The sequence below is a fragment of the Streptomyces sp. G45 genome, assembly GCF_049542095.1.
Classification (GTDB): domain Bacteria; phylum Actinomycetota; class Actinomycetes; order Streptomycetales; family Streptomycetaceae; genus Streptomyces.
In genome coordinates this window covers 5,082,826-5,096,560 of sequence record NZ_JBMUZU010000001.1, presented here as the reverse complement: position 1 = coordinate 5,096,560, position 13,735 = coordinate 5,082,826, and the positions used below count along the sequence as shown (strand labels likewise).

Annotated in this window: 10 protein-coding genes and 1 pseudogene; 5 read left to right on the top strand and 6 right to left on the bottom strand. The window is 72.5% G+C overall.

The window, feature by feature from the left end; translation table 11 throughout:
• Positions 1-83: 83 nt before the first annotated feature.
• The gene (locus ACOBQU_RS21430) at positions 84-671 is read left to right on the top strand and encodes a Uma2 family endonuclease (protein ID WP_423628933.1); all 588 of its coding nucleotides are present in this window, start codon (positions 84-86) and stop codon (positions 669-671) included.
• A 49-nt stretch (positions 672-720) separates the two neighbouring features.
• Complete coding sequence (locus ACOBQU_RS21425) at positions 721-1,713, top strand: aldo/keto reductase (protein ID WP_423628932.1); 993 nt, start codon at positions 721-723, stop codon at positions 1,711-1,713.
• A gap of 369 nt (positions 1,714-2,082) precedes the next feature.
• Here the strand turns inward: ACOBQU_RS21425 and thpR are convergent, their stop codons facing one another.
• Genes thpR through ACOBQU_RS21410 form a run of 3 tightly spaced genes read right to left on the bottom strand, consistent with a single transcriptional unit; the run spans position 2,083 to position 4,502 of the window.
• Positions 2,083-2,646, bottom strand: coding sequence for an RNA 2',3'-cyclic phosphodiesterase (gene thpR / locus ACOBQU_RS21420; RefSeq protein WP_423628931.1), 564 nt, complete (start codon positions 2,644-2,646; stop codon positions 2,083-2,085).
• Positions 2,647-2,656: 10 nt separating this feature from the next.
• Positions 2,657-4,006, bottom strand: a complete 1,350-nt coding sequence (locus ACOBQU_RS21415) for an MFS transporter (RefSeq protein WP_423628930.1) — start codon at positions 4,004-4,006, stop codon at positions 2,657-2,659.
• Positions 4,007-4,064: 58 nt separating this feature from the next.
• A complete protein-coding gene (locus tag ACOBQU_RS21410) occupies positions 4,065-4,502 on the bottom strand; it encodes a MarR family winged helix-turn-helix transcriptional regulator (RefSeq protein ID WP_423628929.1) in 438 nt (145 codons plus the stop codon).
• A gap of 187 nt (positions 4,503-4,689) precedes the next feature.
• Between ACOBQU_RS21410 and ACOBQU_RS21405 the strand changes: the two genes are divergently transcribed.
• Positions 4,690-4,872 carry a ribbon-helix-helix protein, CopG family gene (locus ACOBQU_RS21405; RefSeq protein ID WP_423628928.1) on the top strand — a complete coding sequence of 61 codons (183 nt, stop codon included), beginning with the start codon at positions 4,690-4,692 and terminating at the stop codon, positions 4,870-4,872.
• A 43-nt stretch (positions 4,873-4,915) separates the two neighbouring features.
• Here ACOBQU_RS21405 and ACOBQU_RS21400 read toward each other — a convergent pair whose 3' ends face one another.
• Positions 4,916-6,358, bottom strand: a complete 1,443-nt coding sequence (locus ACOBQU_RS21400; protein ID WP_423628927.1) for an NCS2 family permease — start codon at positions 6,356-6,358, stop codon at positions 4,916-4,918.
• Between the two features lie 205 nt (positions 6,359-6,563).
• Between ACOBQU_RS21400 and ACOBQU_RS21395 the strand changes: the two genes are divergently transcribed.
• Entirely contained in the window at positions 6,564-6,848 is a 285-nt protein-coding gene (locus ACOBQU_RS21395) for a DUF2530 domain-containing protein (protein ID WP_423628926.1), read from the top strand.
• Between the two features lie 271 nt (positions 6,849-7,119).
• A complete protein-coding gene (locus ACOBQU_RS21390) occupies positions 7,120-9,522 on the top strand; it encodes an HAD-IC family P-type ATPase (protein WP_423628925.1) in 2,403 nt (800 codons plus the stop codon).
• A 45-nt stretch (positions 9,523-9,567) separates the two neighbouring features.
• Here the strand turns inward: ACOBQU_RS21390 and ACOBQU_RS21385 are convergent, their stop codons facing one another.
• Both ACOBQU_RS21385 and ACOBQU_RS21380 read right to left on the bottom strand, forming a co-directional pair.
• Complete coding sequence (locus ACOBQU_RS21385) at positions 9,568-10,389, bottom strand: calcium-binding protein (protein ID WP_423628924.1); 822 nt, start codon at positions 10,387-10,389, stop codon at positions 9,568-9,570.
• A 162-nt stretch (positions 10,390-10,551) separates the two neighbouring features.
• A pseudogene (locus ACOBQU_RS21380) lies at positions 10,552-13,706 on the bottom strand (sacsin N-terminal ATP-binding-like domain-containing protein).
• Positions 13,707-13,735 lie beyond the last annotated feature (29 nt).

Below are 13,735 nucleotides of genomic sequence, written 5' to 3'. Positions count from 1 at the left end.
TCCGTACGTGACCTGGGCGCCGTGCGTATCGTTGTACTGCGCGGCTGCGCTCGACCGAGCGTCGGCCGGGGAGGAGCGCCACGATGACCGTCGTAGAAGACAGGATCAAGATGGCCGACGAGAACACGCGAACGCTGGATGCGATGTTCGAGGCGTTCGAAGGGCTGCCCATCCTCGAAGGAATGAAGATCGAGGTCGTGGAGGGGTGCGTCCACATGACGCCGCAGCGGTCGACCCGCTGGGAGACCATCTGGTGCATTGTTTCGCAGCTCAGCGCCGATCCCCCGCGCAGGCGGGTGTTCTCCGACGTGCGTATCGACTACCCCGGTCACCTCAACGGCCTGTGCAGCGATGTGGCGCTCCTGGTCGAGGACGCGGAGACAGACAGCGAGGATCGCTGGCGGTGCGAGGACGTCGAGTTCGTCGCCGAAGTGATCTCCCGTGGCACCGCGGAGAACGACTACGGACCGAAGCGGACCGCGTATGCCACGGCCGGGGTCGCCGTCTACCTGATCGCCGACCCTTACGAAGGCAAGGTGCGGGTCTACACCCGGCCCGAGGACGGCGCGTACACGGAGGAGTGGCCGCCCATCGCCTACGGCGACGACGTCGACCTCACCGCCACCCCTCTCGGACTCACCCTCACCACCGCTCGCTTCCCCCGCGACTGACCCCGCCCCCCTTGCCTAGAGCCCACTCCACCCCGTTGGCTTGCTGACCATGAAGTACACGCAGCTGGGACGCACCGGACTCAAGGTCAGCCGCCTCACCCTCGGCACGATGAACTTCGGGCCACAGACGGGCGAGGCCGAAAGCCACGCGATCATGGACGCCGCGCTCGACGCGGGCATCAACTTCTTCGACACCGCCAACGTCTACGGCTGGGGCGAGAACAAGGGCCGCACCGAGGAGATCATCGGCACCTGGTTCGCCCAGGGCGGCGGCCGCCGCGACAAGACGGTGATCGCCACCAAGGTGTACGGGAACATGAGCGCCGACGGCGAGGCCGCCTGGCCCAACCACGACCGCCTCTCGGCCGTCAGCATCCGCCGCGCCGTCGAGGCCTCCCTGAAGCGCCTGGGCACCGACCACATCGACGTCTACCAGTTCCACCACATCGACCGGAACACCCCGTTCGAGGAGATCTGGCAGGCCGTCGACGTCCTCGTCCAGCAGGGCAAGGTCCTCTACGCGGGCTCCTCCAATTTCCCCGGCTACAAGATCGCCCAGGCCAACGAGACCGCCGCCCGGCGCGGCAGCCTCGGCCTGGTCAGCGAGCAGTGCCTGTACAACCTCGCCGAGCGCCGCGCCGAGATGGAGGTCATCCCCGCCGCGCGGGAGTACGGACTCGGCGTCATCCCCTGGTCCCCGCTGCACGGCGGGCTGCTCGGCGGCACGCTGAAGAAGGAGGTCCAGGGCGGGCGCCGGGCCTCGGGCCGGGCGGCCGACGCGCTCGCCGACCCCGCCGTGCGGGCGCGGGTCCAGGCGTACGAGGACCTGCTCGACAAGCACGGCCTGGAACCCGGCGAGGTCGCGCTGGCCTGGCTGCTCACCCGGCCCGGCGTCACCGGGCCGATCGTGGGGCCGCGCACCGCCGACCAGCTCGCGTCCGCGCTGCGCGCCGTGGACCTTGAGCTGGACGGGGAGCTGCTCACCGCCCTCGACGAGATCTTCCCCGGGCCCGGGCCCTCGCCGGAGGCGTTCGCCTGGTGACGGCCCGGGTCAGCGGCCGAGGGCTGCCGCCAGGGCCACGACGGCGAACATCAGCACGAGCACACCGGCCATGATCCGGTTCCTGGTCTTCGGGTCCACGCCACGAGCCTAACGGCAGGTCCAGCAGCCCTCGCGGGGCGCCCCAGACCCGCCCCTTCCCCGAAACCATGGGGCGCCGCCCCCTGGCACCCCCGCCCTCATTGCCGCTCCGCGGCTCGTCCTCAAACGCCGGACAGGCTTGTTCCCCGCCCGCCCGCCCCTAAAAGGGGCGGGCGGGCGGAGAAATCCGCCGCGGTAGCGGCGGATCACGGAAAGCCGACGACGGCGAGCAAGCGACAGATAGGGCGGGGGTGCCAGGGGGGCCGCCCCCTAGCCTCGGGCGCCCCCCGCGAGGGGCCAGGCGTGGAGCGGCTCGTAGCGCGGTCGCGCCCCGGCGCCCAGGTGGCTGCGGACCAGCACCATCCGGTCCACCCCCCACTCCTCGCCCGCGAACGCGGCGAGCCCGGCGGCGAACGGCCGCAGATCGACCTCCCCCCGCCCCCGCGCCAGCGTGAGGTGCGCCCGGTACGCCCGCTCCTCCCGCAGCACCACCCCGGCCTCGCGCGCCGCCGCCTCCGCCCGCCGTGCCAGCGTCCGCAGCGCGGCCACGTCCCCGGCCGCCCCCGCCCACAGGGCCCGGTCGCCGAAGCGCCCGCCGCCGTGGAGGGCCAGCGGGAAGGGCGCGGTGCGCCGCGCCGCCCGCTCCAGGCACTCGTACAGCGCGGGCAGCATTTCGTCGGGGACCTCGCCCAGGAAGGCGAGGGTGAGGTGCCAGCCCGCCCGGTCGGTCCAGCGCAGCCGGTCGGCGCCCGGCAGGGCCCGTACCCGGTCGACGGAGCGGGCCAGCTCGGCCGCCGCCGACTCGGGGGGCAGCACCGCGGTGAACAGTCTCATGCGGAGAGTGTCACGCCGCGGGCGTGAGCACCCGCTCGCGGGGCACGAACCGCACGTGCTGGTGCCCGCGCCTGAGGTCCACCTGGAGCCGCAGGTTCGCGGCCCGCGCCAGCATCAGGCCGACGGCGGCGGACGCGACGGCGACGACCAGGCCGCCGAGCGCGAAGCTGACCCGGACGCCGTAGGTGTCGGCGAGCCAGCCGAACAGGGGCCCGCCGAGCGGCGTACCGCCGACGAAGACCATCATGAACAGGCTCATCACCCGGCCCCGCATCTCGGGGTCGGTGGCCATCTGCACCGACGAGTTGGCGGTGACGTTCACAGTCAGGCCGATCGCGCCGACCGGGACGAGCAGCGCCGCGAAGACGTACGCGTTCGGCACCGCGGCCACCGCGACCAGGAGCACGCCGAACAGGCCCGCCGCGCCCGCGAGCATCCGCAGCCGCGCGGAGCGGCGCCGGGCGGACAGCAGCGCGCCGATGAGTGAGCCCGCGGCCATCAGCGTGGTGAACGCCGCGTACAGGCCGGAGCCGCCGTGGAAGACGTCGTCGGCGTACGCGCTCAGCCAGATCGGGAAGTTGAAGCCGAACGTGCCGATGAACCCGATGAGCACGATCGGCCAGATCAGCTCGGGGTGGGCGCGGACATAGCCCAGGCCCTCACGGAGCTGGCCCTTGCCGCGGCGGGGCGCCAGCGGGGAGTGGGTCAGCTCGCTGGTGCGCATCAGCGCCAGGCAGGTCAGCGGCGCGAGGAACGACAGGCCGTTGGCGAGGAAGGCCCAGCCGGGGCCGACCGCCGCGGTGACCACGCCCGCGACCGCCGGGCCGATGAGCCGGGCGGACTGGAAGTTGGCCGAGTTCAGGCTGACGGCGTTGCGCACCTGGTCGGGGCCGACCATCTCCGACACGAAGGACTGCCGGGTCGGGTTGTCGACGACGGTGACCAGGCCGGTGAAGAACGCCGTGACGTAGACGTGCCAGACCTGGACGTGGCCCGAGAGGGTCATCGCGGCCAGGAACAGGCCGCCCAGGCCCATCGCGCCCTGGGTGCAGAACAGCAGGCTGCGCTTGGCGAAGCGGTCGGCGATGACGCCGCCGTACAGGCCGAAGAGCAGCATGGGCAGGAACTGCATCGCGGTCGTGATGCCCACGGCCGCGGAGGAGCCGGTGAGGCTGAGGACCAGCCAGTCCTGGGTGATGCGGGCCATCCAGGTGCCCGTGTTGGACACGACGGCGCCGGTCGCGAAGAGCCGGTAGTTCCGGATCCTCAGCGAGCTGAACATGGAGTTCTTCGAGGGGTGGATCGTCTTGTCGAGGGTGGTTGGTGCGGGGGCGGAGTCTGCTCCGGATCCCGTACTCAAAGGGGTTCGCCTCCTTGGGGGCCACGTGCGGCGGGCCCCCGAGGGGGCCCGCGGTCGGTCAGAGGTGCGCGAGCTTCTCCAGGACGGGTGCCGCGGCGCGGAGCCTCGCCCACTCGTCGTCGTCCAGTTCCTCGGCGAGTCTCGCCAGCCAGGCGTTCCGCTTGCGGCGGCTCTCCTCCAGCATCGCCTCGGCCTGCTCGGTCTGGGTGACCACCTTCTGGCGGCGGTCGTCGGGGTGCGGTTCGAGCCTGACCAGGCCCTTGGCTTCGAGGAGCGCCACGATGCGGGTCATCGACGGCGGCTGCACGTGCTCCTTGCGGGCTAGCTCGCCCGGTGTGGCACTGCCGCAGCGGGCGAGGGTGCCGAGCACCGACATCTCTGTCGGGCTGAGCGACTCGTCGACCCTCTGGTGCTTGAGCCGACGGGACAGGCGCATCACGGCGGAGCGCAACGAGTTCACGGCGGCGGCGTCGTCGCCATGGGAGAGGTCCGGCATGGTCTTTAGCGTAACTCATTACCCAGGCTAAGTACCACCGCGTATGCACGTGCAGCCGCACGGCCCGCCCGGGACAAGGCACGATCTGCCCACGGCGCGGCGGACAGAACCCGCGAACCACCCGAACGAGTGAGCTGGAATCGGAAACCGGCGCATCGTCCGGCGGGGGGCGGCGACCCTGGCACGCATGGGATCGACAGTGCTCAGCGTGCGGATAGACGAAGAGCTGTTCGACCGGCTCCGGCAGCATGCCGCCAAAAGGGGAATGAGCGTCCAGGACTATGTGGTCCGGACGCTCATCAGGGACGACTTCGACGAACGGTTCAAGACGTCCGTGGAGAAGACGGAGAAGTTCTACGGAGCGGCATGACCCGGGCCTGCCGGGTCACGCCTGGCTCCGCCGCCGCGGCGGCCTAGGTCAGGCCGAGCGCGGGCATCAGGTAGTAGAAGACGAAGACCGCCGAGACCGCGTACATCGCGATCGGCACCTCGCGGGCCCGCCCGGCCGCGACCCGCAGCACGGTGAAGGTGACGAAGCCCATGCCGATGCCGTTGGTGATCGAGTACGTGAACGGCATCATCAGCATCGTCACGAACGCCGGGATCGCGATCGTGTAGTCGCTCCAGTCGATCTCCCTGACCGAGCCGGACAGGATCAGGAAGCCGACCGCGAGCAGCGCGGGCGTCGCCGCCTGCGAGGGCACCATCGTGGCGAGCGGCGTCAGGAACAGGGCGACGGAGAACAGGGCACCGGTGACCACGTTGGCGAGGCCGGTGCGGGCGCCCTCGCCGACGCCCGCGGTGGACTCCACGAAGCAGGTGGTGGCCGACGAGGAGGAGGCGCCGCCCGCGGCGACGGCGATGCCGTCGACGAACAGGACCTTGTTGATGCCGGGGAAGTTGCCCTTGTCGTCGGTCAGGTGGGCCTCGTCGCCGACGCCCATGATCGTGCCCATCGCGTCGAAGAAGCACGACAGCAGCACGGTGAAGACGAAGAGCACGCCGGTGAGGACGCCGACCTTCTCGAAGCCGCCGAACAGGCTGATCTCGCCGATGAGGCCGAAATCAGGCGTCGAGACCGGGTTGCCGGGCCACTCGGGCGTGGTCAGGCCCCAGGAGGGCACATCCGCCGCCGCGTGGATGACCATGGCGAGGACGGTCATGGCCACGATGGACAGCAGGATCGCGCCGGGCACCTTGCGCACCAGGAGCACCAGGGTGAGCAGGACGCCGAGGACGAAGACGAGCACCGGCCAGCCGTTAAGGTGGCCGTCGCCGCCGAGCTGGAGCGGCACGGTGGTGTGGGCGGCGTCCGGGATGCGCGAGACGAAGCCCGCGTCGACGAGGCCGATCAGCATGATGAACAGGCCGATGCCGATCGCGATGCCCTTGCGCAGGCCGAGCGGCACCGCGCTCATCACCCGCTCCCGCAGGCCGGTCGCCACCAGCAGCATCACGACGAAGCCCGCGAGCACCACCATGCCCATGGCGTCCGGCCAGGACATGCGCGGCGCGAGCTGGAGGGCGACCACGGTGTTCACGCCGAGCCCGGCGGCGAGCGCGATCGGCACGTTGCCGATGACGCCCATGAGCAGCGTGGTGAACGCCGCCGTCAGGACGGTGGCGGTGACCAGCTGCTTGTTGTCGAGCTGATGGCCGTACATGTCCTTCGCGCTGCCGAGGATGATCGGGTTCAGCACGATGATGTAGGCCATCGCGAAGAAGGTGGCGAAGCCGCCGCGGACCTCCCTGACCACGGTGGAGCCCCGCTCCGTGATCTTGAAGAATCCGTCCAGGCCGCCCCGCGGGGCGTCGGGCGGTGTGGCGTCGACCGGGGCGGTGGCCGAGGGGGACATGCGAGACCTCATGACCTCTGTTGAACGGGATAGGGCCGAGCTTGCACGATCTTGTGTCTTCGTACGAAAGCAATCGGCCATTCAGAAGCGGTTTCAGTATGAATGCATAAGGCTGAAATGACTATCTCCGCGCGTAGAGCCTTGGGGCCCAAGGGGTGCGGGAGCGCGGCGGGGGCCGGGACACGGCCCGTCTAAGCTGGTGCGCATGGCGAAGTGGACACCCAAGCACGAGGCGCCCGAGCCCCTGGAAGGGCCCGTCGTCGCCACCATCACGGGCGGCACGATCCTCTGGTTCGTCCTCTTCCTGGTCCAGCTGCCGTTCTACGGCTGGTTCGACGACCGCGGCTCCACCTGGTGGGTGTGGACCTGCCTCGCGGGCGGCGGCCTCGGCCTGATCGGCGTCTGGTACGTCCGCAAGCGCGACGCGGCGATCAAGCGCGCCGCCGCGACCCGCGCCGCTGGCGCGGAGCGAGCCGAGAAGGCCGCGTAGGGGCTCCGCTGCTGGGGGTGCCGGACCATGGCGTCGTTCGGCCGCGGCTGTCGTCGTGGCCGGGCGCGCCCCCACGGCGGAGCCGTTTGTCGACACAGGCCCGCGCCCCTTCGGGGCGCACCACGCGCCGCGTACGCTCCGGTCACGCGCAGCCTCACCTCGTACCCCCGCAGTACGGCATGCGACCTGAGGGCAAACCCTGTCCTACCAGGGTCGGATCTTCCGGACATTCGAGGGGTGACAGCGCCCCGGGCGTTTTACCGTCGACTGCATGACGCATATCGACGCGGGCGCCGAGCTGGACCCGGTCCACCCGGTGGCGCCGCCCACGGGTCGTGCCACGGGGCTCACGGCGGCGGAGGTCGCCGAGCGGGTCGCCCGCGGCGAGGTCAACGACGTACCGGTCCGCAGCAGCCGCTCCACCACCGAGATCGTCCGGGGCAACGTCTTCACGCGGTTCAACGCGATCATCGGCGTGCTCTGGGTGATCATGCTGTTCGTCGCGCCGATCCAGGACAGCCTCTTCGGCTTCGTGATCGTCGCGAACACCGGCATCGGCATCATCCAGGAGCTGCGCGCCAAGAAGACCCTCGACGGGCTCGCCGTCATCGGCGAGGCCAAGCCGACGGTGCGGCGCGACGGCGTCGCCGCCGAGATCTCCACCTCCGAGATCGTCCTCGGCGACCTGGTGGAACTCGGGCCCGGCGACAAGATCGTGGTCGACGGCGAGACCGTCGAGGCCGACGGCCTCGAAGTCGACGAGTCCCTGCTCACCGGCGAGGCCGACCCCGTCCTGAAGAAGCCCGGCGACAAGCTGATGTCGGGCTCGTTCGTGGTCGCGGGCGGCGGCGCGTTCACCGCCACCAAGGTCGGCCGCGAGGCCTACGCCGCCCAGCTCGCCGAGGAGGCGAGCCGCTTCACCCTCGTCCACTCCGAGCTGCGCTCGGGCATCTCCACGATCCTCAAGTACGTGACCTGGCTGATGATCCCGACCTCCATCGGCCTGATCATCTCCCAGCTCGTCGTCAAGGACGACAACTTCAAGGAGTCCATCGCCTACACCGTCGGCGGCATCGTCCCGATGATCCCCGAGGGCCTGGTGCTGCTCACCTCCGTGGCCTTCGCGATCGGCGTCATCCGGCTCGGCCGCAAGCAGTGCCTGGTGCAGGAACTCCCCGCCATCGAGGGCCTCGCCCGCGTCGACACCGTCTGCCTCGACAAGACGGGCACCCTCACCGAGGGCGGCATGGACGTCACCGAGCTGCGCCCGCTGAACGGCTCCGACGAGGCGTACGTACGCAAGGTCCTCGGCGCGCTCGGCGAGTCCGACCCGCGGCCGAACGCCTCGCTCCAGGCCATCATCGACGCCTACCCCGACAGCGAGGAGTGGCGCTGCACGGAGTCGCTGCCGTTTTCCTCCGCCCGCAAGTACAGCGGCGCGCGCTTCAGCGAGGGCGACGGCGACAGCTCGACCTGGCTGCTCGGCGCGCCCGACGTGCTGCTTCCCGCCGGTGACCCGGCGCTGGAGGAGATCGAGCACCTCAACCACCAGGGCCTGCGCGTACTGCTGCTCGCACGCGCGGCGGGCGACCTCGACGCCCCCGACGTCGCGGACGGCGCCCGCCCCACCGCCCTCGTCGTCCTCGAACAGCGGCTGCGCCCCGACGCCGCCGAAACCCTGCGGTATTTCGAGGAGCAGAACGTCCAGGCCAAGGTGATCTCCGGCGACAACGCGGTGTCCGTCGGCGCCGTCGCGGGCAAACTGGGCCTGCCCGGCGCCGAGAACACGGTGGACGCCCGGCAGCTCCCCACCGACCGGGCCGAGATGGCCGACGCCCTCGACGCCCACACCGTCTTCGGCCGCGTCACCCCGCAGCAGAAGCGGGACATGGTCGGCGCGCTCCAGTCCAAGGGCCACACGGTCGCCATGACCGGCGACGGCGTCAACGACGTCCTCGCCCTGAAGGACGCCGACATCGGCGTGAGCATGGGCTCCGGCTCGGAGGCCACCCGGGCCGTCGCCCAGATCGTCCTGCTCAACAACAGCTTCGCCACGCTGCCGTCGGTGGTCGCCGAGGGCCGCCGCGTCATCGGCAACATCACGCGCGTGGCGACGCTGTTCCTGGTCAAGACCGTCTACTCGGTCGTCATCGCGCTGCTGGTGGTCTGCTCCCAGGTGGAGTACCTGTTCCTGCCGCGCCATCTGACGCTGCTGTCCACCCTGACGATCGGCGTCCCCGCCTTCTTCCTGGCCCTGGCCCCCAACAAGGAGCGGGCCAAACCCCACTTCGTCCGCAGGGTCATGCGCTACGCCCTGCCGGGCGGCATCATCGCGGCGCTGTCCACCTTCGCGACGTATCTCCTCGCCCGCCACCACTACGTGGGCGACGGCGCCCGCGAGGCCGAGACCAGCGCGGCGACCCTGACCCTGTTCCTGGTCTCCCTGTGGGTCCTGGCGATCATCGCCCGCCCCTACACGTGGTGGCGGATCGCCCTGGTCGCCGCGATGGGCCTCGGCTTCCTGCTCGTCCTGACCATCCCCTACCTCCAGGACTTCTTCGCCCTGAAGCTGGTCGGTACGACGATGCCGTGGGCGGCGGTCGCGATCGCGGCGGTCGCCGCGGCGGCGACGGAGGTCGCCTTCCGCTGGATCGACCGCCGCTTCCCCGCGTAGCGCGGCGGTTCGAGGCGACGCGGGGGCCCTGCGGGGGGGCTCCCGCTAGCGCACGTCCACGGCGTCGCCCTGGGACGTCACCGCCGGGGTCGTCGACGTGCCCGCGAAGACGTACCGGAAGGTGCCGTCGGCGGATGCCTTCACGGTGGTCCTCAGGTTGCCGCGGGCGTCCGACTTCACCGTCTTGACGGTGGTGTAGGCGCTCGCGCCCTTCTTCTTGAACTGGAGCTTCACCGGCTGCCCGGTGTAGCCCGCGTACTTCTTCGTGTCCCAGTTGGCGCGGGTCAGCGCGCCGGACACGGTGAGGGTCCTGCCCTTCCTCACCGGCTCGGGCGTCGCGTTGACGGTGAGCCTGGCGGCGCGCTTGAGGGTGATGCCGGTCTTGTACGCCACGCGGACGACGTAGTCGTCGTCCTTGCCGCCCGCGGCCGCCAGGACCTTCCAGCCGCTGCCCGCCATGTGGTTGCCGAGGCCGTTGTTCTCCCAGGCCGCCCTCGGGTTCACGGTGATGGCCACCGTGCAGGTCGACGTGGAGGCGCTGAGCTTCTCGCACGTCTCGTCGGCGACCGGCGCCAGCACCCCGTCGAGCTGCCCCTCGGTGAACCGCGTGCCGTGCCACAGCAGGCCCCCGGCGCCATCGATGCCCTTGGGGTCGGTCGCGGTGACCGCGAGGGTGACCTTCTTCTTGGCGGTGGTGCCGACCACGATGTCCTTACCGCCGTTGACCACCACCTTGGTGATCTTGGTGTCGCCGCGCTGGGCGTTCCGCAGCGGGAACTCGGGGTCGGCCGCCTGCGCCGCCGGGGCGACGAGGGCGGACAGGGCGACCGCGCCGGAGACGACGGCCACGGTGGTACGGATGCGCATTGCGTTTCCCCAGGTGGAGAAGGGGCCTCACGGTGCCCAAGCCGTCACGTGAGGCCCAAGTGATCTAGGAGTCTCTTGACCCGCAGATCAGACCCACATCCATGGCCAAAGGTTGTAGGTCCGGTGAAGACGGCGTGCAGGGCGGGAAGGCGCCGCGCGGGGCTAGTCGAACCACCGGTCCCGCGCCAGCTCCGCCGTCCGCGACGGATCCTCAAGGAGCGCCGCCACCTCGAAGCGCCGCGGCCACTGCCGCGCCGCCCACGCCAGGCCCGCCGCCACGCCCTCCAGGGTCGCCGCGTGCACCGTGCCGTCGGGGGTGCGGCGCCACTCCAGGTCGACGCCGTCCACGACGATCTCCTCGTGCTCCCGGTACGTCGCCGGGGTCGCGGGACCCAGCAGCACCCGCACGGACTCCGGAACCTCCCGCTCCACCCCGGACTCCGGGTCGACCTCCGCCCGGACGAACGCGCTCAGCCGCTCCGCCTGGAACAGCTCCGCGAGGTCCCCGGCCCGCGACGGCGCCACCGGCAGCAGCGGCAGCCCCGCCGCCAGCGGCAGCAGATCGGGCACGTCCGCGACCACGGCGTCCCCGGTGTCCACGCACATCGTCTCGCCGTCCTCCCCGCCTGGGCCCCCGAGCACCACCCGCACCTCGTCGGGCAGCGTCACCTGCTCCGGGTCGAGGTCGGCGAGCGCCCCGTACAGGGCGTGCAGCTGGGCGGGGACACGGTCCGCGCCGGGTCCGCGAGCCGGTCGAGCAGTTCGGCCGCTCCCCCGGGCTCGGCGAGCAGCGCGCTCACGGACGTCCGCACGCCGAGCGCCCGCAGCACCTCCTCGTCGTCGAAGCCGGTCGCGTCGGCCTCGTCGTACAGGCCCTCAAGGAGCGGATCGCCGCCCGCCGCCCGCAGGCCCGCCGGGCGGCGGCCGTCCAGGACCGGGTGCCCGCGCAGCCACCACGCCGTGTACGGCCGCACCGACTCCGTCGTACCGTCCGGCAGCAGCACCCGCACCGGCTGCGTGAGCGCGTCCCGCAGCGGCGGCCGCGACAGCAGCGCGAGCGCCTGCGGCCAGCGGTCGTCGTCGACGAGGTCCAGATCGCGTACGGCGACGAGTTCCGTCGCCACCGGCGGCACCGGCGCGTCGGGCAGCCGGTCCAGGACGTCCTCGCACCACACGTCGACCGCGTCGAGCAGGCCCGCGTCGTCGGGCTCGGCGAAGTCCCCGTCGCGGGGCTCCAGTTCGTCGGGGTCCAGGACGACGTCCGTGGCCCGTACGAGGGTGAAGGACGCCAGCACCCCGCACGCGGCCAGCGGCTGCTCGCCCCACCGCTCGGCCAGCTCCGCGTCCACGAACGCCAGCTCACCCTCCCGCATGACCTGCGCGAACGCGCTGCCGGGCAGGACCAGTTCACCGGCGGGCGCCGCCTCGCCGTCCTCGTCGGGCAGCGCCAGCGCCCCCAGCCACGGCTCGTCGCCCGGCGCGAGGTCCGCGTCCCGCACCAGCGTGAGGACGACGTCCACCAGCTCGTCGGCGCCCAGGGCGCCGCCGTCGCCGAAGTCGTCGTCGTACCAGGCGTCGTCGTCCAGGGACGCGGCGACGGCCGCCCGCACCTGCGGCGTCGTCAGGACCGCGCGGGGCGTCGCGGGCAGCGCGCCCAGCTTCTCCAGGAGCGGGTGCGCGGCGTCCGCGTGCGCCACCTTCAGGCCGAGCCGGGCCAGCGTCACCGGGTCCGGACCGTCGCCGGGCGCGGGCAGCAGGACCTGGCGCGGCCCGATCGTCGTACGCCCGTCGGCGAGCGGCACCGGCAGGCCCGACAGGCGCTCCGGGTCGACGCCCGCGAGCGTGTCGTACAGCCGCCGCCACCAGGCGGGCTCCCGCTCCAGGCCCGCGAGCCGGTCGACGGCCTCCGTCAGCGGCACCCGCGCCACGCCGAGCGTGCGCAGCTCGCTCCGCCGCTCCAGGCCCGCCGGAAGCAGGCTCGGCATGACCTCCGCGAGCACCCGCACCGTGTCGGCGCCCGCACTCTCCACGACCTCCGCGTCCCGGGGCCGCAGCGCGACCGGCTCGTCGGGGTCGGTGCGCGGGAGCGCGGGCGGCAGGAACTCCGTGCGCGGCAGCCGCTCCAGGATCGCCTGCCGCAGCGCCCCGTCGAGCGCGCTCTGCCCGAGCGGCCCCGGCACGAGCCCGATGATCCCGTCGGTCACCGGCCGCCATCCGGCGAGGAGTTCGGCGTACGCGTCCGCCGCGCGCGCCACCAGGAAGTCCGTGAGCGGGCCCGGCGCGGCGTGACGGCGGCTGGTGTCCAGCGGGAACGTGCCGATGAGCAGCGCGGGCACGCCAAGGGGTTCGTCGCTCGGGGTCGGCGCGTGCACGACGGCGCTGGTGCGCGGCGCCCGCGGCGCGCCGTCGGCGTCCACGGGCACGGCCCACGTCAGCTGCCAGTAGGGGCGCAGCCGCTCCTCCACCGGGCGGTCCGCGAGCAGCTCCGGCTCCAGGGGGCCCTCGTGGGTGACGGTGCGCCAGCGCGTGGTGCCGTCGCGGGTGTCCTCGATGGTCGTGTACGGGGCCTCCGGCGTGCCCGGGGTGCGGCGCAGGACGCGGGTCGCGCCGTCCGGGGTGCGTACGGACACCTCCGTCAGGCCCGGCAGGGCGAGCAGCAGCGCGTCGTCGACGCCGTCGAGGAGGCGGGCCACGAGGTCCTCGGCCGCGGCGTCGCGCAGCGGCAGGATGACGACCGTGTCGTAGCCGTCCGGGGCGGTGCCCGCGGCGGCCAGCGGCAGCCTCAGCAGGGGGACGTGGCCGTCGCGGCGGCGCATCTCGTCACCCAGGCCCGGGCTGAACCGGGCGGTCTCCGCCGCGAGGTCGCGGGCCTCCGCCAGGGACCAGCGGACACCGCCGGTGCGGCCCACCACGGCGGGCTCGTCCGACACCGCGAGCACCGCGGCGAAGCCGACGCCGAAGCGGCCCGTGGCCCGCGTCTGCCCCTCCCGCTTCGCGGACGCGCGCAGCGTCGACAGCGACTCCACGCCCGTCGCGTCCAGCGGGGCGCCGGTGTTCGCCGCGGCGAGGACCCCGTCCTGGAGGGTGAGGGCGAGACGGCCCGGTACGCCCGCGCGGGCGGCGGCGTCCGACGCGTTCTGCGCCAGCTCGACGACCAGGCGGTCGCGGTAGCCGCCGAGCGCCAGGTCCTCCTCGGCGTTGGCGTCCTCCCGGAACCGGGAGGGGCTCGCCGCCCAGGAGTCCAGGACGGAGCGGCGCAGGCGGGCGGTCCCGAAGGGGTCCGTGCCCTCGTCCGCGGGCCGCACGGTCTTGCTCACGGTGGTCGCGCTCCCTCTGGCCGGGGGCC